The sequence below is a fragment of the Mesorhizobium neociceri genome, from assembly GCF_013520985.1.
Classification (GTDB): Bacteria; Pseudomonadota; Alphaproteobacteria; order Rhizobiales; family Rhizobiaceae; genus Mesorhizobium; species Mesorhizobium neociceri.
In genome coordinates, this window is sequence record NZ_JACDTY010000002.1 from 208,246 (window position 1) to 226,767 (window position 18,522).

An 18,522-nucleotide genomic window follows, 5' to 3' on the forward strand; every position below is an offset into this window, starting at 1 on the left:
GCGGTTTCACCTCACGCACCAACGGCTTCGTCGGCCGGGACTTGTTCGGCTGCAAGCTCGTCTTCGGTGATCCAGCCGGCCTTGAGGCGGGCTGCCAGAACCATCTGCTCGGCGTCAGTGCGCGACACGCCGTGATTGGCCAGCACACCCGGATAGACCTTGGTCTCGCCGTCCTTGCGTTCCTTCCAGCCGGTGAGGTCGTCGGCGGCATAGCCGGCGAAGTCCTCGATCGTCTTCACGCCGTCCTCGCCGAGCGTCACCATCATGGCGGTGGTGACGCCGGGGATTTCGCGCAGCTCGTCGGTGACGCCCAGCGCCTTGCGCTTGTCGTCATGCTCGGCTTCGATCTTCTCCAGATATTCGCGGGCGCGGGTCTGGATTTCCGAAGCGGTGTCTTCGTCGAAGCCGTCGATCGAGGCGATCTCGCCCGAATCGACATAGGCGACTTCCTCGACGCTGGTGAAGCCTTCGGAGGCCAGCACCTGGCCGACCATCTCGTCGACATCGAGCGCTTCCATGAACAGCGACGAACGTTCGACGAATTCCTTCTGGCGGCGCTCGGACTCCTCGGCCTCGGTCAGGATGTCGATGTCCCAGCCGGTGAGTTGCGAGGCAAGACGCACGTTCTGGCCGCGGCGGCCGATGGCCAGCGACAGCTGGTCGTCGGGAACCACCACCTCGATGCGCTCGGCATCCTCGTCGAGCACGACCTTGGCGACTTCCGCCGGCTGCAGTGCGTTGACGATGAAGGAGGCGGCCGAAGGCGACCACGGAATGATGTCGATCTTTTCGCCCTGCAATTCGCCGACCACGGCCTGAACGCGGCTGCCGCGCATACCGACGCAGGCACCGACCGGATCGATGGACGAGTCACGCGAAATGACGGCTATCTTGGCGCGCGAGCCCGGATCGCGGGCAACCGACTTGATCTCGATGATGCCGTCATAGATTTCCGGCACTTCCATGGTGAAGAGCTTGGCCATGAACTGCGGATGGGTGCGCGACAGGAAGATCTGCGGGCCGCGCTGTTCGCGGCGCACGTCGTAGACATAGGCGCGGACGCGGTCACCGTATTTGTAGTTTTCGCGCGGGATCAGCTCGTCGCGGCGGATGATGGCCTCGCCACGGCCGAGATCGACGATGACGTTGCCATACTCGACGCGCTTGACCGTGCCGTTGACGATCTCGCCGATGCGGTCCTTGTATTCGTCATACTGGCGGTCACGCTCGGCTTCGCGCACCTTCTGCACGATGACCTGCTTGGCCGACTGGGCGGCAATGCGGCCGAAATCCATCGGCGGCAGCTGTTCGGCGATGAAGTCGCCGAGCTGGGCGTCGGGATTGCGCTCGCGCGCCGAGGAAATGGCGATCTGGGTGGCGTAGTCGTCGACCTTCTCGACCACTTCCATCAGCCGCTGCAGTTTCATCTCGCCGGTGGTGGCGTTGATGTCGGCGCGGATGTTGGTTTCCTGGCCGTAGCGCGAGCGCGCGGCCTTCTGGATCGCATCGGCCATGGCGGCGATGACGATCGACTTGTCGATCGACTTTTCACGCGCGACCGCGTCGGCGATCTGCAGCAGTTCAAGTCTGTTGGCGCTTACAACCATGTCTTTATCTCCCGAACTGGGTGCCGGAGCTTTGGCCCGGCAGCTCAATCGTTATTCCTGTTCGTGTTCTTCCGTGGCGTCTTCGGAAACATCGTCTTCCGGCTCGCCGCGGCGTTTCTTGGCTTCCTTGCGTTCCCTATTGTCCTTCGACAGGGCGTCGCGGATGAGGTCGTCGGTGAGGATCAGCCGCACATCGGCGATCGTGTCATAAGGAATGCGGACCGTCGGCTCTTCGCCATAGGCGGCCTTGTCGCGCTCGAGCAGAATATCGTCTTCACCGGCTTCGGCGATCTTGCCCTTGAAGCGCTTGCGGTCGGCGACCGGCACCGAGGTTTCCATCTTCACCAGATGGCCGGTCCAGGTGACGAAATCCGACTTGCGCACCAGCGGCCGGTCGATGCCTGGCGACGACACTTCGAGGTGATAGGCCTTTTCGATCGGATCATCGACGTCGAGCGCCGGCGACACGGCGCGGCTGACCTCTTCGCAGTCCTCGACGGTCATGGTGCCGTCCTCGCGTTCGGCCATGATCTGCAGCGTCAGGCCGTTCTGGCCCGACAGATGCACCCGCACGAGGCGGAAACCGATGCCGCGCAACACCGGCTGAACGATCAGCGCGATGCGCGCATCGATGCCGCTTTCGCGGATGATGCGGTCGTCGGCTTCGCTTGCCGTTGCAGTCATGCGGTTCCTGTCGTTCTACAGATCAGGATGACGTTCGGTCGTCATTCTGGTCTATCTTGCTGGAGCATGATCTTTTCCGAAAACCGGTTCCCACTTTTCGGGATCATGCTCAGATGGCTGACCGGCAGGTAATAAAAAAGAGCGGGACCGGGTGGACCCACTCTTCGTCATACCGACCAAGAATTTGACGCTGATATAGACGATCCCGGCCGGTGTTTCAAGTCTCGATGCCAGCGCCGATCGTGACGGCCGATGCTTATAGCTGCCGCGGCCACTTCTGGGATGCATGCATGACTGCGATGATCTCGATCTCGCGACCGACCACCCGATACGGAATGAGGTACGGGATATCGGTCAGCACAAGCTCTCGCGTGCCTCTTATTCGCCCGATGCGTCCCATTGCCGGTTGTTGGGCAAGGTTGTCCGCCGCAGAAACGATGCGGGCAACGACCCGTGCGGCGGCGTTGGGGTTATCCTTTTCTATAAAGGCGCCAATCTGATCGAGCCGTCGCAGTGCGCGGATCGTCCAGCGGACCCGGCTCATCGGCCGAGAGACGGCTTGACGTATTTCGCCACCACATCGGCCAACTCTTTTTCGCTTGCAAATTCACCGCGGTCGGCCTCGCTTAGCCCAGCCTCGATCTCTGCAAGTTGCCATTCTTCCCTGGCAACGTAGTCTTCGATCGCCTGAGCCGCGACGTAGGAGCGGGAGCGGTCAACTTTACCCGCCAAGTGGTCGAGCTTGGCTGCCGTCTCATCAGAGAGTCTTACCGTAAAAGCAGCCATCGGCGCCTCCATTCCGGTCCGGTTGAAACCAATTTGGTTCATGTCGAATGTGGTAGAACCAACCCGGTTCGTCAATGGACAAGTTGCATTGCGTGGAGCGCATGCCGCCTATGCGGCAACGGCCCTGTGATCTCGGACATCGCATCCCTATCTATGTTGCACCGCACAAACAGAGATGGCGCGCGGTGGCGCGCGAAAGGTCAAGACAATGAGCAACCGTACCGTGTTTTCCGCCATAGGCGACGCCTTTGCCCTGTTCGGCAGCGCCGTTGCCGCCTCGCGAGCCGTCGAAGCCGGCCGCAAGCCGCGCGCCAACGATTTGCGCCGGCTCGGTATGGATCCAGCCGTCTTCAACAGGATCGGCCGTTTCTAAAGCCGGACAAACTGACGATGCGGGACCTCTTGGTCCCGTGTCCGGTCATTTTCTGATGAAGGTGAGATAGGCCGGCCGCCGGCCCTCGCGAATGGCTTTTGCCTCGTAGCGCGTGCTCGGCCAGCCTTCATAGGGCCGATGCCAATCGGCCGCATCTTGCGCCTGCCATAGGAGCGCGCCATGCGCCCGGCAGTGCAACAAGGTCCAGTTCACATAGGTGTCGATATCGGAAGCGAAGCGGAATTTTCCGCCCGGCTTCAGCACCCGCGCGAAGCGATCGAGGTTGAGCGGGCTGACAAAGCGCCGCTTCCAGTGCTTTTTCTTCGGCCAGGGATCGGGATAGAGCAGGTCGATGCCGTCGAGCGAGGCCTGCGGCAACCAATCAAGCAGGCGCGTGGCGTCGTCATTGTGAACGCGAAGATTGGCGAGCGGCTTTTCCCGCACCGCCATCATCAGCTTGGCCATGCCGTTGACGAACGGTTCTACGCCGATGAAGCCGGCCGCCGGGGCCTCCGTGGCCCGATGCAGCAGATGCTCACCGCCGCCGAAGCCGATTTCCAGCCGAACCGTTGAAACATCCGCGCTGAACAGGGTGCGCAATTCTGCCGGCGCCTCATTGGAGAGGTCGAGGCCATAGGCCCCAAGACCGCTTTCCAGCGCCGCCGCCTGCTGCGGGCGAATGGTCTTGCCGTGCCGGCGGCCGAAGAACCCTTCGGTCGCGCGGCTCCGCCTGTCCTGTGGGTCCATGGCCGGGTCGCGCGCCGCCCTTAGGCGGCGACCGCGTCCCTGAGCGCCTTGGCCAGATCAGTCTTCTCCCAGGAGAAGGACCCGTCGCGACCGGCCTTGCGGCCGAAATGGCCGTAGGACGAGGTCTTGGCATAGATCGGCTTGTTGAGGTCGAGATGACGGCGAATGCCGGACGGCGAAAGGTCCATCACGGTTCGCAGCGCTTCCTCGAGCTTGGCTTCATCGACCTTGCCGGTGCCGTGCAGGTCGACATAGACCGACAGCGGCTGGGCGACGCCGATAGCATAGGAAAGCTGGATGGTGCAGCGGTCGGCGAGCTTCGCCGCCACGACGTTCTTGGCGAGGTAGCGCGCCGCATAAGCGGCGGAGCGGTCGACCTTGGTGGTGTCCTTGCCGGAGAAAGCGCCGCCGCCATGCGGGGCCGCACCGCCATAGGTGTCGACGATGATCTTGCGGCCGGTAAGGCCGGCGTCGCCGTCCGGGCCACCGATGACGAACTTGCCGGTCGGGTTGATGTACCACATGCAGTCGTCGGCGATCTTGAGATCGCCGAGCGCCTCGCGAATGTAGGGTTCGACGACCTTGCGGACCTTCTTGGAGTCCCAGCTTGAATCGAGGTGCTGGGTCGACAGCACGATCTGCGTCGCCTCGGCCGCCTTGCCGTCGATGTAGCGGACTGTGACCTGGCTCTTGGCGTCGGGTCCGAGCTTGCCAGCCTCGCCGTTGTTTTCGTGACGGGCAGCGGCCAGCAGTTCGAGGATCTTGTGGCTGTAGTAGATCGGCGCCGGCATCAGGTCCGGCGTCTCGCGGCAGGCATAGCCGAACATGATGCCCTGGTCGCCGGCGCCTTCCTCGCCCTGGCGATCGGCGGCGTTGTCGACGCCCTGGCCGATGTCGGGCGACTGGCCGTGCAGGAGAACCTCGATCTTTGCCGTCTTCCAGTGGAAGCCGGCCTGCTCGTAGCCGATTTCGCGGATCGCCTTGCGGGCGACCGACTTGAACTTGGCCGGATTGACGACCGGATGACCGGCGGCATCCATCAGGATCTTGCCGGCCTTGTCTTTCTTCAGCAGCGTCTCGGGAACCCGCACCTCGCCGGCAATGACAACGCGATTGGTGGTTGCGAGCGTCTCGCAGGCGACGCGGACTTTCCACGGGTCCATGCCGGTCTTCTTGGCCTCGCGATAGACCAGATCGACGATCTCGTCGGAGATGCGGTCACAAACCTTGTCGGGATGGCCCTCGGCAACGGATTCCGAGGTGAAGAAGTAGTTCTGCCGCGTCACGGGTGTCCCCTCTTGAAAAAACGATCGGCAGGGCTGCCGATTTTGGCGCGCCACGTGTTAACGGTGCCGGGCGCCGCTCGTCAAGCGGTGCCGCGGTTCTGGCATGAATGTCGCAGCAATATATCTTGTACCACCGGCGGCTTTGGCGCCGCCGGCGGTCGAGCCTCTGGGGCTACTCGGGCCAATGCGTCAATCGACCCAGCGGATCACTCCGCACCTTCGGCAGAAAGGGATTTCACCAGATCGATGATTCGGCGGCGCACCTTTACGTCCGCGATCTTGACGAAGGCGCGGTTGAGCTGAAGTCCTTCCGGACTGCCGCAGAATTCGACGGCGAAAGCCATCGAAGCGTCCTCGGCAAATCCTCTGTTACCCACCGGCTCCTGCCCTGGCGCATCCTCGAAAAAGAAGGCGACAGGCACGCTGAGTATCGAGGCTATTGCCTGCAGACGGCTGGCGCCGACGCGGTTCGTTCCCTTTTCATATTTTTGGATCTGCTGAAACGTAATACCGAGATTTTCACCCAGCTTTTCCTGGCTCATTCCAAGCATATTGCGCCGAAGCCGGACGCGACTTCCGACATGGATGTCGATAGGATTCGGTTTTTTCTTGTTTTCTTCTGTCATTTTTTCCTCGCCGAATTTTTCCGGCCTTTTCTATTTTTCTCGCCCAAACGAAGCCGGAGCCACCTGCCCCAACAGAAACACCAACCGACTTCGAGAAAATTAGGCGATAACAGTATGAGTTTCTAATGTGTCGACTGTCAATTCACCCGTAGCCGTTGCCTTACGTTCAAGCTGAAGGCGATCGCGGCAAACAGGAACATGATCAGCATTCCGTTAATGCGCCGTTGAGCGGCGGAGATGAAGGCCTGGCCGGAGATGGGCACCCGCACGTCGATGGCGCCGCGCGCATCGACCGCCAGCGCGTCAACGATGCGTCCGCGCGTATCGACAACGGCCGAAATGCCGTTGTTGGCTGCGCGCAACAGGGGCAATCCATTTTCCACCGCGCGAATCTGTGCCTGCCTGAAATGCTGGTACGGCCCGGGCGTGTCGCCGAACCAGGCGTCGTTTGTGACATTTACAATAAGCTGGGATGACGTAGCGTCAACTGCAACCAGATCGGGAAAGATCACCTCGTAGCAAATAAACGGCAAGGCGCTGATACCGCCGGGCAAGACAATCGGGTGGCGTTCATTGCCGGCGGCGAAGTTCATCGGCCCGGCGACCAGCTGTTCGATGCCGAAGCGGCTGAGCAGGCCGGAAAACGGCAGATACTCGCCGAAGGGCACCAGATGGACCTTGTCGACGGCGTCGGCAATCTCGCCCTTGTCGTCGATCGCCACCACGGAATTGTAATAGCGGCTGCCGGCATCCGCTCCCGATCCGCCTTCCTCGCGCACGACGCCGGCAATCAGCATCTGCCCGGGCTGCAGCATGTCGCCGAGCGCCGTCAACGCGTCCGGGCGCTCGGTGAACAGGAACGGCACCGAGGTCTCCGGCCACAGGATCAACTGCGGTTTGTTGTGACCAGGATCAGGTGCCGCGGCCGACAGGCCCATCATGGTGGCGAAGATGCGGTCGCGCACCGAAGCGTCCCACTTCTCGCTGAGATCGACATCCGGCTGCACGATGCGGACATCGAGATTTTGCGTTGCCGGCCTGTCGGGGGTTGCCAGCCTGAAATAGCCGAAGCCGGCATGGGCCGCGACGAGAGCGGCAAGCAATACCAGCCCGAGGCGCAGATGCCGGCGCGCGGCGAGCAAAGCCGGCATGGCGAAGACAAACACCGCCAACGCGTTCATGCCGATCATGCCGGTCACCGACACGCTTTGCATCAACAGCGGCACGGGCATTGCCGCATAGCCGACGGCATTCCAGGGAAAGCCGGTGAACAGGAAACCGCGCAGCCATTCCGTCAGGCCGAAAGCAAAGGCAAGAGCGGCGATGCGGCCAATGTCGTTGGTCCACAACAGCCGGGCGACGACCGTGGCGAAGCCGTAGAAAAACGCCAGCGCCAAAGGAATGCCGACGACCGCGAACGGCAAGGCCCAGGCGAAACTGTCGGCTTCGACCAGAAGCGCCTCGCCGATCCACCACAGGCCGGCAAGGAAATAGCCGAAGCCGAACCACCAGCCGATGGCGAAAGCCGGCCGCAGGCGCCTGAGCCAGCTGTCGGAGGCCTCGCCGGTGGCGCCGTCGAGCAGCCAGACCAGCAACGGAAACGAGACGAAACAAACGGCGAAGAAATCGTAAGGCGCCTGGGCGAGCACCGCCAGCGCGCCGGCGAGAAACGCCACCAGCGCACGCCGCCAGCCCCAAAGCAGAATTATCCGGCCGGCCAGGCGCTCCATGCAGACTTCCCAAGTCGTGCGAATCAGGAGCCAAGATTTATCAGGCCGCGCGCCGTGCTCCAAACATCGATAAGCGCAATCTGATGTTACCGGTGCCAGCCTTCTATGCTGAGGCCGCTCAGCTGCTCGGCCTCCTCGCGCGGAACGGCGCGCAAGGTCTGGGTGAAGGTCCAGACATGACCTTCAGGATCGCGGGCGCGATATTGCCGCTCACCGTAAAACTGGTCGGCGGGTTCCTCGACAATCTCGGCTCCGGCCGCCCTCGCCTGTTCGCAATGCGCGTCCAGGCCGTCTTTCAGCCGCACACAGACCGACTGGGTGTTCTTGCCGCCGACGGTTGCCGGGCTGGCGACGTGATCGGCCCATTCGGAATCGACGATGATGTAGCCGTCGCCGAAACGCATTTCGGCATGGACCAGCCGTCCGTCGGCGTCGCTGACCACCATGCCCGGTTCGAAACCGAAGGCCGCTTCAAGCCAGATCAACGCCGCCCTTGGATTCCGATAGAAAACCCCGGAACCGAAAGCGGCGTGCTTGAACGGGTCGTCGACCGTCATGCGGCGCGAAATCAGGCCTGCTCGGTGCGCGCGGTTGCGCGGCGGCGGCGCTCGCCCTTCTGGTTCTGGACGATGCGCACCCGCTTGACGCGGCGCGGATCGGCGTCGAGCACGTGGAACTCGAAGCCTGGTATGGCCTGCACCACTTCGCCACGCGCCGGCACGCGGCCCAGCGTGTTGAAGATCATACCGCCGATCGTATCGACATATTCGCCATGCTCGCCGGCGGTAAAATCCTCGCCGATCATCTTGGCGACCTCGTCGATCTCGGCCTTGCCGTCGACGACGAAGACGCCCTCGCCGGTCTGGGTGATCAGCGGTTCGTCCTCGTCATGTTCGTCCTCGATGTCACCGACGACCATCTCGACGATGTCTTCCAGCGAAGCCAGGCCATCGGTGCCGCCATATTCGTCGATGACCAGCGCCATCTGGGTGCGCGTCGTCTGCATGCGGCCCATCAGATCGGAGGCAAGCATGGAGGGCGGCACGAACAGCACCGGGCGGATCAGATTGAGGTCGCCAATGGTGCGTCTGAGATCGACCTGGGCGAGATCGAGAAGCGTCGTTGCCGGCGTCTTCCTCGATGTCCTGCCCTTCTTGACGCGAGCGACCTTGGTGATGTGGGCCAGCACGTCGCGGATGTGGACCATGCCGCGCGGATCGTCGAGCGTCTCGGAATAGACCGGCATACGGGAATGGCCGGACTGCTCGAACAGACCGAGCAGATCGCCCAAAGTCGTGGTGATCTCGACCGCCTCGATGTCGGCGCGCGGCACCATGACGTCCTCGACGCGCACCTCGCGCAGGCGCAATATGTTGTTGAGCATGGCGCGTTCGCCGGGCGAAAAAGCACCGGCATCGCTTGTCGTTTCGGCAAGCGCGCCAGCGATCTCCTCGCGCAGGCTGGTGCCGTTGCGCTGCCGGAACAGGCCCAAAACGCGGTCGAACAAAGACGGACCGGCAGGCGATAGCTCGCTGGCAATGTTGCCAGAAACGGGGCTGCCGGAACTGGTACTCGGACTCGATCCCTCTTCCGTCGTATCGGAAGGCTTGGTCGCACTGCCAGCCTCGGGGCGGGCGGCAGTTTCTGGTTTGTCGTTCATCGTCGTCCGGTCAATTGGTCTTTTGTCATTACGTGTAGGGATCGGGAATGGCAAGCCTTGCAAGCGCTGCGCGCTCGATGGCTTCCATCTCCTCGGCCTCTGCATCGGTCTCGTGATCGTAGCCCAGCAAATGCAGCAGGCCGTGGATGACGAGATGGGTGATATGGTTCTCGAAGGGCTTCTCTTCCAGGGCCGCTTCGCGCGTCACCGTCTCGGACGCGAGCACGATATCGCCGAGCATCGGCGGCAGCTTGCCCCCCTTGGGGAACGGAAAAGCCGGGAAAGACAAGACGTTGGTCGGCTTGTCCTTGCCGCGCCAGCCGGCATTGAGGGTGCGGATATGGGCATCGTCGGAAAAAACGATGCTGAGTTCGGAATGGCCCGCAACGCCGGTTTCGGCAAAGGCAGCCGATACGGCGCGGTCGACCAGCAGCGTCAGCGCCGTCTTGTCGGGCCAATCGCCGGCCTCCACCGACAGGTCGATCTCGACGGGGATCGAACTGTCCCCGCCGCCAGCTTTCATATCCTCAGGCATGAGCCCGCATCGTCACATCAGTTCTCGGCGCCGAGGCCGCGCGCCAGCTTGGCGTCGCGGTCATAGGCCCGGACGATTTCCGCCACCAGCGGGTGGCGCACGACGTCAACATCGTTGAAGCGCACGGTTACCGCGCCGGCCACACCGTCAAGGACGCGCAAGGCTTCGACCAGGCCCGATTTGGTGCTTGGAGGCAGATCGATCTGCGTCGGATCGCCGGTGACGATCATGCGCGAATTCTCGCCGAGGCGGGTCAAAAACATCTTCATCTGCATCGGCGTGGTGTTCTGCGCCTCGTCGAGGATGACGGCGGCGTGCGCCAGCGTGCGGCCGCGCATGAAGGCGAGCGGCGCGATTTCGATGACTTCGGCAGCGATAGCACGCTCGACCTTGTCGGCCGGCATCATGTCGTAGAGGGCATCGTAGAGCGGCCGCAGATACGGATCGACCTTCTCCTTCATGTCGCCGGGCAGGAAGCCGAGCCGCTCGCCGGCCTCGACCGCCGGGCGCGACAGGATGATGCGTTCGACCATGCCGCGTTCGAGCAGCATCGCCGCATGCGCCACCGCCAGATAGGTCTTACCGGTGCCGGCCGGGCCGATGCCGAACACCAGTTCCGAACGCTCCAGCGCCCGCATATAGGCGTCCTGGTTGAGCGAACGGGCATAGATGGTCTTCTTGCGAGTGGATATCTGGGCGGCAGAGACCTTGCCCTTGCGTTCCAGCGTCGGCAGCGTCAGTTGGTCGTCGGCGGCGATGGCCATCCGCACGGCGCCATCGACGTCGGACTGGCCGATATCGGTGCCCTTCTGGAGAATGCCATAGAGATTGTCGAGCGCACGGCGCGCCTGCTCGGCCGCGGAGGCCGAGCCCTTGATGGTCAGCTGGTTGCCGCGCGAGCGGATGTCGACGCCGAGCTTCTGCTCGAGCCGGGCCAAGTTCTCGTCGAATTGGCCGTACAGGGCGCTGGCAAGCTTGTTGTTGTCGAAAGTCAGAACGATGTGCGCCATGTCAGAGGCCCCGGATGTCTGGTTCTGGGGCAGAGTCTTCACTTCAGCAGCGCTCAACCGTCTCTCCTCATCTGCCGAGGTCTGTTGCTATGCATGTCGTCGTCCCAAAACCGGGACCACTTTGAGCGACATGCATCAGGCCAACTCGGCGAACAGGCTATTGTAGCCCGTCTTCGTGATTCGCACCCGGATAATGTCACCGATTTCGCCGGCCTTTTCATCAACAATAACCGGCTGCAGCCAGGGCGAGCGGCCGACCTTCTGGCCGGCCTGACGGCCTGGCTTCTCGATCAGCGTATCGATGGTGTTGCCGACCAGGCTCAGGCCGAAATCCTGCTGCTGTTTGAGCAGCAGGGCCTGCAGGCGCTGCAGGCGCTCATCCTTGACTGCCTCCGGCACATGATCGGGCATCTCGGCGCCCGGCGTGCCGGGACGCGGCGAATATTTGAACGAAAAGGCCGAGGCGTAGTTCACCTGGCGCACCAGCTCCATCGTCGCCTCGAAATCCTCTTCGGTCTCGCCGGGGAAGCCGACGATGAAGTCGCCGGACAGCGCGATGTCAGCACGGGCAGCGCGGATGCGCTCGAGCAGCGCCAGATAGTCCCTGGCGGTGTGCCTGCGGTTCATCACCTTGAGGATACGGTCAGACCCCGACTGCACCGGCAGATGCAGATAAGGCATCAATGCCGGCAGGTCGCGATGGGCAGCGATCAACTCGTCGTCCATGTCGCGCGGGTGGCTGGTGGTGTAGCGCAATCGCGCCAGGCCGGGGATTTCGGCCAGACGGAACAGCAGCCGGCCAAGGCCCCATTCCGTGCCGTCCTCGCCCTTGCCGTGCCAGGCGTTGACGTTCTGGCCAAGCAGCGTCACCTCGCGCACGCCGGCATCGGCCAGCCGCTCGGCTTCAGCCACGATCTGCGCCACCGGCCGCGACACTTCCGATCCCCTGGTATAGGGCACGACACAGAAGGTGCAGAACTTGTCGCAGCCTTCCTGCACCGTGAGGAAGGCGGTGACGCCGCGCTTGATCACTTCGGCGCGCTTCGGCTGCGGCAGATGCTCGAACTTGTCCTCGACGGCGTATTCGGTCTCGACGATCTTCTCGCCGCCGCGCACCCGCGCCAGTACATCCGGCAGCCGGTGATAGGTCTGCGGGCCGATGACAAGGTCGACAGCCGGCGAACGGCGGATGATTTCAGCACCTTCGGCCTGCGCGACGCAGCCGGCGACGCCGATCAGCATTTCGCGCCCGGCTGCCGCGCGTTCTGCTTTCATGTCGCGGATGCGGCCAAGCTCGGAATAGACCTTTTCCGCCGCCTTTTCCCTGATGTGGCAGGTGTTGAGCAGAACCAGATCGGCCTCGGCGATGGCGTCGGTCGCGGTATAGCCGTCGGCGGCCAGCGCATCGGTCATACGCTGGGAGTCATAGACATTCATCTGGCAGCCATAGGTCTTGACGAAGACCTTTTTGGCCGGGGCAGACGCCACGCCAACGCTTTGCGCGGCACTATCGGCGTCGTTCCGCTCTATCGTGTTTAAATCCATCCGGCGGCTTCTAACGCCTTTCCGTGACAAAAAACAGACGATTCTGGCCGCGGCCTAGCTGCTCGGGCGGGGGTCGGCGAGCGCGGCCTGCATCATCGCGCGCACCTGGCTTTCCATCAGCTTCGACGTTTCCTTGCGGTTCGAGCCTTTGGAGAAGGCGATTGGCTCGCCGAAATGCACTTCGACGTCTAGCGCGCCTTCGGCCATCAGCACCTTGAGATGCGGCATCAGGTCCTGATCGCCGATCCACGCAGCAAGCGGCCGGTGCCGGCGGCCGAGCGGCACGCCATGCACCCGTGTGTAGGCGATCGCCAGCGGCTGGATGAAGACCTGCTCGGCCGCACCTTCCGAGATTGCCATCGAGGCGGCACCGAACAAAGTGCTCTTGAACGGCAGGATGGTGTTGCCGTCGCCGGTCGAGCCCTCGGCGAACAGCACCATGGCGTCGCCCTTGGCCATGCGGCTGGCAATCTCGCTGGCCTGATCGCCTGCAGTGCGCTTACGCTCGCGTTCGATAAAGACCGTGCGCTGTAGTTTCGACAGCCAGCCGATCAGCGGCCATCCTTCCATATCCGCCCTGGCGATGAACGTCACATCGGCAAAGGAGCCGAGCACCATGATGTCGGTCCAGGAGATGTGATTCGAGGCGACCAGCAGCGGGCGCCGGCTGGACAGCGCGCCTTTGACATGAATGCGCAGTCCGAGCGTCCGCACGATGAGCTTGTGCCAGACCTTCAGAATGACCGTCTCGCGCCAGATGCCGGTCTTCATCGACAGGAGCTGCAACGGCACAAAGACCAGGGAGCCGACGACAACGAGGCTCAGCGCCAGGAAAATCCTGATTTTTCCGATCATGCGGCTTGGCCCTGCCTCAAAACTTTGGCTAGCGAAGATCGCGGCGCATGACAAGCGCGCCGGTCGGGCCATGTTCGGTCGAGCGGTAATAATTGGCGCGGTGCCCGACCTGGCGGAAGCCGAGCCTGCGATAGAGTGCGATCGCAGCGACATTGGTCTCGTCGACCTCGAGGAAAAGCGCCTCGGCGCGCTGCGCATGCAGTTCGCGCAGCACCGCGTCCATCAACTGCCAGCCGAGCCCCTGGCGGCGATGCGAGCGCGCCACCGCCACGGTCAGGATCTCGCCCTCGCCGGCGGCGAGCCTGGCCAGCACGAAGCCGACCGGCGGCTTGGCGCCCTGGCCGATCTCACGCGCGGCATAGCCGAACACCGTGTCCTGCTCGAGCAGCGAGGCGAATTCGCCATCGGTCCACGGCCGGACGAAATCCTCGCGATGCAGCGCCGACACCGCCGGGCTGTCGGCGATGGTCAGCGGTTCGAGCGCATAGTCCCTGCGGCGCGGCTGGAGGAAAGGAATGCGCATTACTTTTCCTGCCGTGAAAGAATGAAACCCGCCTGCGGTTTGGCGTCAGCGCCGCGCAGATAAAGCGGTTTCGGCTTCTCCCCCTCGCCCTTGGCAGAGGCCAAACGGGCATAGATCGCAATGTCGGCAGTGGCCGAGGTCGGGCCGATATCGAGGTGGCGTCCAGTCGCGGTCGCAATTTGCATGGCGGCAGTGCCGGCTAGCACCGGAAGATTGTCCGCCGCCATTCCCGCGGCTTGCGCAAGTGTGGTCACCGCCGGACCATAGCGCAAAATCGCTTCCGCATCGTAAAACGCGGCATGGATCTCCTCGCGGCCGGCATCGAGCGCGGCCAGGACCGGGCGGCCGGGGAATGCCGCCCTCGCCTCGGCTGCCAGCGCGTCCAGCGTCGTCACCCCGATTGCCGAGATCTTCAGCGCCAGCGCCAGGCCGCGCGCCGCCGAGACGCCGACGCGCAGACCGGTGAACGAGCCCGGGCCTACGGAGACCGCGACTGCGCCAAGGCCGGCATAGTCGGTTCCGCCCGCCTTCAGCGCCTCGTCGATGACGGCCATCAGGTGTTCGGCATGGCCCTTGCCGAGGTCGCGCACGGAGCGGCCGAGTTCCTTGCCAGCCACTGCATCGTAGACGCAGGCGGCGCAAAGATTGGCGGCACAGTCGATGGCGAGCAGTTTCATGGGCGACCGGTTCGAAAAACAGTCTCCCTCTGCCCGCCACGGCGCGTCGCCGCAAGAGCCAGCGCGTAAATTGTTAAGCGGCTTCGCTTCGGGCCTATGCCGTCTGCGCTATGCGCAGCATGTGGTTGTCCCAGACATAGTCGGGCTCGGAGCGCGTCGTGCCGCTGCCTTCGATGATCTCGCCTGCACCCGTTGTCGCCATGAAGCCCGGGCCGTCGGGCGCCAGGCCGCAGACCTCGACCACCGCCTTGGTGGCGACGATCTTGCCGCTGGCGGCATCGATCACGGCCAGCGAATTGCCTTCCGGCGAAGACACCGCGATGGTTCCGGCGACCGGATTGGCGGCAACCGAGCCGATATAGTTTCTAAAGCCGGAAAGCACGTCCTGTGGCATGTCGAGCAGCTGCAATTCCTTGCCGCGCGCGGCCCGGCCGACCAGCAACGGACGGTCGGTGCCCGGCCCGCGATACTGGCAGCCGAACCAGATGGCGCCGGACGGATCGGCATCCATGTGGCGGATCGACAGCTGGTGCAGAGACGCCGGCAGTTCGTGCTTTTCGATCAGATCGCCGGTGATGCGGTCGACCAGCACATAAGACGGCTTCATCGTCGCGATGTTGAGTTCGGCGCGGCCATAGTCGGGATGGGTCTCGATGCCGCCATTGGCGATGGCGATCGTCCTGCCGTCACCGAGCAGCAGGAGTTCGTGCGGCCCCATGCCATAGGTCGGGAACTCTCCGACCCGGCTGAATTTGGCACGCGCATCATAGACGCCGACAACGCCGGCGGCATTGTCGAAGTCATTCTCGGTGGCATAAAGCAGCGCCCCGTCCGTGGAGAAGACGCCATGGCCGAAGAAATGCCGGCCGGTGATGCTGGCGATGGTCAGCGGCGCTTCGCGGCCGGTGTGGTCGAAGACCACGGCGAAAGTGCCGGGCTGCCGGGCGAAGACCACCGAGCGCTTCGATACCGAATCGAAGGTGACGTCGTGACCGCGATCAGGCAGATCGATCGCATGCAGTACTTTGCCGGCTTCCGACAACACCGCCGCGCCAAAGCTGCCGTCGCGCTTGACGAAGGCTGTGGCAAAGACCGCATCCGCGGCAAGCGTGTCCGCCCAGGCCTGAGGCGCCATAGCCGCGACGAAGCCGGCGCCGGCAGCCCTCAGAAAGTCGCGGCGGTCGATCAGCGGCGTCCTCATGATCAGTCTCCGTCGAGCGAGGAGAAGCCGGCGGTCAGGCCGAATTCGGCTGTAAGCCTGGCGCCGATCAGGCCCGACAGGCTGGATGTGATCAGCGCGAAATGGTCGAGCTTTTCGCGCTCAGCCGGATCGGCGAGCGCCTTGTCGATCGGACCTTGGATGGACCTGGCGGTGGCGACGCCATTGGTGAGCTGGATATGGATCGATTCCGCCATCCAGCGCGCATCCTCGGGCAGCGCGTCGCCGAGCTTCGAGGCCTGGAACAGCGTATCGATGCCCGAGAGATTTCCAGCCAGCGACGCAGCGGTGTTTTGCGAGCGCCAGTAGATTGCCTGCCTTGGCTTGTCGGCATCCGGCTTGGCGCCGAGCAAGCCTTTGAGGCGCACGTCGCGGACCATCTCCAACTCATTGATGAAGACGCCGAGCAGTTCGGTCACCGCCTCGGCGCCGTCGCGGTAGAGCGCGTTACCGGGTCCCGGATTGGCCCACAGGGCGGCAAAACCGTCCGGCTTTTTCCAGGCCGCGTTGACGTCGGCCGCCATCGTCGCGATATTCTTGGCGACTGCCGCGCCATAGGCGCAGCGATAGGGATCGTCCTTACCGGCCAGCGCCTCGGAGCCGTCGCCATAAAGCACGAACTCCAGCGCCCCTAACCCCTGCATGGCGACGCTCTTGCCGGCCAGCTGCGCCGGATCGGTGGCGGTCGGATCCCTGCCGGCGAGCGCGGCCTGCACCTGCTTCAGGCCGATGCTCTTGCGGTCCGGCCAGTAGAGCATGCGTTCCAGCCGGTTGTTCTCCTTGATCGGCCCGAAGCCGATGATTTCGGCCGACGACCAGGCTGCGACCGTGGCCGAGAATTCCGCATGTGCCGCATCGAGATTGCCCTGCGAGGGCGCCTGGCAAAGCGTGTCCATGGCCTTGGCCAGGCCGCCGGCATGGTCATGCAGGCTGGCATAGGCGGGGCGGACAAAGCCGTCGATCGCGCGCTGGATGACATCGGAGGCCGTCACCGATGCCGATGCCGGGGAGGACATGGCCAGCGCCAGAGCGAGGGCAGGCAGGAAGCGCTTCAGCATCAGAGTGACTCCAGGAATTTGATGAGAGCATCGCGGTCGGCGGAATCGGCGGCGGCAAAGCGATCCCGCGCCTTCTGCCCCTCGCCGCCATGCCAGAGGATCGCTTCGGTAAGCGTACGCGCACGCCCGTCATGCAGGAAGAAGCTGTTGCCGTTGACCGTCTTGGTAAGCCCGATGCCCCAGAGCGGCGGGGTACGCCACTCGCTGCCGGTGGCATCCCCCACAACCTGGCCATCGGCGAGACCAGGCCCCATGTCGTGCAGCAGAAAGTCGGAATAAGGCCAGATCAGCTGGAAGGCCTGCGCCTTGTTCGGCGTACCGCGCATGGTGACGAATTTCGGCGTGTGGCAGGCAATGCAGCCCATCTCATAGAAGAGTTTTTTACCGGCGAGCACATCGGGCGCAGCCACATCGCGCCGCGCCGGCACGGCAAGGTTCTGCGAATAGAAGGTGACGAGGTCCATCACAGGCGGCGGCGCTTCGACCGGGCCAAGCCGCTTCTGGACGCCATTCGGCATGGCCAGGCAGGCCTTTTCGGCTGCGGTGCAATCGCCCCAATGGTTGGGCTCTTCCGTCGTCGAAATGCCGATATCGCCGGCAAAGGCATCCGCCGCCTGCTGGCGGATCGACGCGGTCTGCGCCTTCCAGCCGAAACGGCCGAGCGTCAGTTCGCCGCTCGTGCCGTCGCGCACGATGTTGAGCCGGCCGGAAATGCCGTCGCCGTCACGGTCGTCCGGATCGGCATGGGCGAGAATGTCGGCCGGCACGATCTGTTCGATCAGGCCAAGCCCGATCATCGGCGGCGTCAGGCGCGGCGACAGTGTGGTGCGAGGGTCAAGCGGGCCGTAGCCAAGGCCGTCGACCGAATAGCTCGGCTTGCGCAGCGAAACGGTGCTGCCGTCGCCAAGTGTGACCTTCTCGTCGCCATAGTCGACATGCATGCGGCCTTCGCCGTTGAGGCCGGGGACCGCCAGTTCCTGCAATTGCGTGCCGTAGACCGGATCGGGGAAGTTCAGCACCTTGTGTCCGGCAATCTCTGCCTTCTCCTCAGCCGTGCTCGCATCGCGCGCCAGCCGCAGGAACATCGACGTGGTGCGGCTGTCTGGTGTCGGCGGCCGGCCGCGGCCATCCTTCAGATGGCAATTCTGGCAGGCGCGCTCGTTGAACAGCGGCCCCAGGCCATCCGAGGCTTGGGTCGAGGACGGCGACGACACCCAGTTCTTGCGAAACAGCGCATTGCCGAGCTTGAAAGTGCCCTGTTCCTCGAAGGTGATGTTTTCAGAGGGCTGCGAGAAGGCGTCGCGGTTGACGTCCTTTCTCGACGTGCCGGCGCCGCCTTGCATCGTTTCGAAGGATTCGGGCTTCGAGAAATCCGTGGTCGGCCGAGTTACGGCGAGGACGCGGCCCTGGTCCTTCGGCGTCAGGTCGGTGCGGTTGGTGGCGAGGCCAACCGGTTCCGGCGAGCCGGCCATGGAAGGGGCAGAAATTATCGCGAGGATTACGAGCACAAACCCACGAAACGCCTGATATCGCGGGTTTTTGAGGGGCAGCGGGCCGTTGGCCCGCCGCAAGCGGCGCAGAAGATCTAGGGGGCGCCGCAT

General features: G+C 63.6%; 20 protein-coding genes. 1 reads left to right on the plus strand and 19 read right to left on the minus strand.

Annotated features, from left to right (window positions below):
* Positions 1 to 11: 11 nt before the first annotated feature.
* From nusA to H0241_RS05090, 4 genes are all read right to left on the minus strand, one after another.
* A complete protein-coding gene (gene nusA / locus H0241_RS05075) occupies positions 12 to 1,607 on the minus strand; it encodes a transcription termination factor NusA (RefSeq protein WP_181056315.1) in 1,596 nt (531 codons plus the stop codon).
* A 51-nt stretch (positions 1,608 to 1,658) separates the two neighbouring features.
* Entirely contained in the window at positions 1,659 to 2,291 is a 633-nt protein-coding gene (rimP, locus tag H0241_RS05080; protein WP_181056316.1) for a ribosome maturation factor RimP, read from the minus strand.
* 256 nt (positions 2,292 to 2,547) lie between these two features.
* Positions 2,548 to 2,835 carry a type II toxin-antitoxin system RelE/ParE family toxin gene (locus H0241_RS05085; protein ID WP_181056317.1) on the minus strand — a complete coding sequence of 96 codons (288 nt, stop codon included), beginning with the start codon at positions 2,833 to 2,835 and terminating at the stop codon, positions 2,548 to 2,550.
* Complete coding sequence (locus H0241_RS05090) at positions 2,832 to 3,077, minus strand: CopG family ribbon-helix-helix protein (protein WP_181056318.1); 246 nt, start codon at positions 3,075 to 3,077, stop codon at positions 2,832 to 2,834. Before H0241_RS05090 ends, H0241_RS05085 begins: the two co-directional genes overlap by 4 nt.
* 208 nt (positions 3,078 to 3,285) lie before the next feature.
* On the opposite strand from H0241_RS05090, the gene H0241_RS05095 reads away from it, so the two are divergent.
* Positions 3,286 to 3,450 (plus strand): hypothetical protein, encoded by a 165-nt coding sequence (locus H0241_RS05095; protein WP_181056319.1) that lies wholly within the window; start codon positions 3,286 to 3,288, stop codon positions 3,448 to 3,450.
* A gap of 45 nt (positions 3,451 to 3,495) precedes the next feature.
* Here the strand turns inward: H0241_RS05095 and trmB are convergent, their stop codons facing one another.
* The 15 genes from trmB to H0241_RS05170 all read right to left on the minus strand — a co-directional run bounded on the left by trmB (position 3,496) and on the right by H0241_RS05170 (position 18,522).
* The gene (gene trmB, locus H0241_RS05100; protein WP_181056320.1) at positions 3,496 to 4,197 is read right to left on the minus strand and encodes a tRNA (guanine(46)-N(7))-methyltransferase TrmB; all 702 of its coding nucleotides are present in this window, start codon (positions 4,195 to 4,197) and stop codon (positions 3,496 to 3,498) included.
* Positions 4,198 to 4,217: 20 nt separating this feature from the next.
* Positions 4,218 to 5,483: a methionine adenosyltransferase gene (gene metK / locus H0241_RS05105; RefSeq protein ID WP_181056321.1), complete on the minus strand. Its 1,266-nt coding sequence runs from the start codon at positions 5,481 to 5,483 to the stop codon at positions 4,218 to 4,220.
* A gap of 206 nt (positions 5,484 to 5,689) precedes the next feature.
* Positions 5,690 to 6,109, minus strand: coding sequence for a helix-turn-helix domain-containing protein (locus tag H0241_RS05110; RefSeq protein WP_181056322.1), 420 nt, complete (start codon positions 6,107 to 6,109; stop codon positions 5,690 to 5,692).
* A gap of 137 nt (positions 6,110 to 6,246) precedes the next feature.
* Positions 6,247 to 7,839, minus strand: a complete 1,593-nt coding sequence (gene lnt / locus H0241_RS05115) for an apolipoprotein N-acyltransferase (RefSeq protein WP_181056323.1) — start codon at positions 7,837 to 7,839, stop codon at positions 6,247 to 6,249.
* An 86-nt stretch (positions 7,840 to 7,925) separates the two neighbouring features.
* Entirely contained in the window at positions 7,926 to 8,396 is a 471-nt protein-coding gene (locus tag H0241_RS05120; protein WP_181056324.1) for a VOC family protein, read from the minus strand.
* Positions 8,397 to 8,407: 11 nt separating this feature from the next.
* A complete protein-coding gene (locus H0241_RS05125) occupies positions 8,408 to 9,499 on the minus strand; it encodes a hemolysin family protein (RefSeq protein ID WP_181056325.1) in 1,092 nt (363 codons plus the stop codon).
* Between the two features lie 28 nt (positions 9,500 to 9,527).
* Positions 9,528 to 10,034 (minus strand): rRNA maturation RNase YbeY, encoded by a 507-nt coding sequence (gene ybeY, locus H0241_RS05130; RefSeq protein WP_181056326.1) that lies wholly within the window; start codon positions 10,032 to 10,034, stop codon positions 9,528 to 9,530.
* A 17-nt stretch (positions 10,035 to 10,051) separates the two neighbouring features.
* Entirely contained in the window at positions 10,052 to 11,044 is a 993-nt protein-coding gene (locus tag H0241_RS05135) for a PhoH family protein (RefSeq protein WP_235984004.1), read from the minus strand.
* Between the two features lie 135 nt (positions 11,045 to 11,179).
* Entirely contained in the window at positions 11,180 to 12,589 is a 1,410-nt protein-coding gene (gene miaB / locus H0241_RS05140; protein ID WP_181056327.1) for a tRNA (N6-isopentenyl adenosine(37)-C2)-methylthiotransferase MiaB, read from the minus strand.
* A gap of 54 nt (positions 12,590 to 12,643) precedes the next feature.
* On the minus strand, positions 12,644 to 13,444 hold the full coding sequence (locus tag H0241_RS05145) for a lysophospholipid acyltransferase family protein (protein ID WP_181056328.1): 801 nt from the start codon (positions 13,442 to 13,444) through the stop codon (positions 12,644 to 12,646).
* 28 nt (positions 13,445 to 13,472) lie between these two features.
* Positions 13,473 to 13,967: a ribosomal protein S18-alanine N-acetyltransferase gene (rimI, locus tag H0241_RS05150; RefSeq protein ID WP_181056329.1), complete on the minus strand. Its 495-nt coding sequence runs from the start codon at positions 13,965 to 13,967 to the stop codon at positions 13,473 to 13,475.
* A complete protein-coding gene (gene tsaB, locus H0241_RS05155) occupies positions 13,967 to 14,644 on the minus strand; it encodes a tRNA (adenosine(37)-N6)-threonylcarbamoyltransferase complex dimerization subunit type 1 TsaB (protein ID WP_181056330.1) in 678 nt (225 codons plus the stop codon). Before tsaB ends, rimI begins: the two co-directional genes overlap by 1 nt.
* 94 nt (positions 14,645 to 14,738) lie before the next feature.
* Positions 14,739 to 15,845 (minus strand): DUF1513 domain-containing protein, encoded by a 1,107-nt coding sequence (locus tag H0241_RS05160; RefSeq protein WP_181056331.1) that lies wholly within the window; start codon positions 15,843 to 15,845, stop codon positions 14,739 to 14,741.
* 2 nt (positions 15,846 to 15,847) lie between these two features.
* The gene (locus H0241_RS05165) at positions 15,848 to 16,921 is read right to left on the minus strand and encodes an imelysin family protein (RefSeq protein ID WP_181056332.1); all 1,074 of its coding nucleotides are present in this window, start codon (positions 16,919 to 16,921) and stop codon (positions 15,848 to 15,850) included.
* Positions 16,921 to 18,522 carry a di-heme oxidoreductase family protein gene (locus H0241_RS05170; protein WP_181056333.1) on the minus strand — a complete coding sequence of 534 codons (1,602 nt, stop codon included), beginning with the start codon at positions 18,520 to 18,522 and terminating at the stop codon, positions 16,921 to 16,923. Before H0241_RS05170 ends, H0241_RS05165 begins: the two co-directional genes overlap by 1 nt.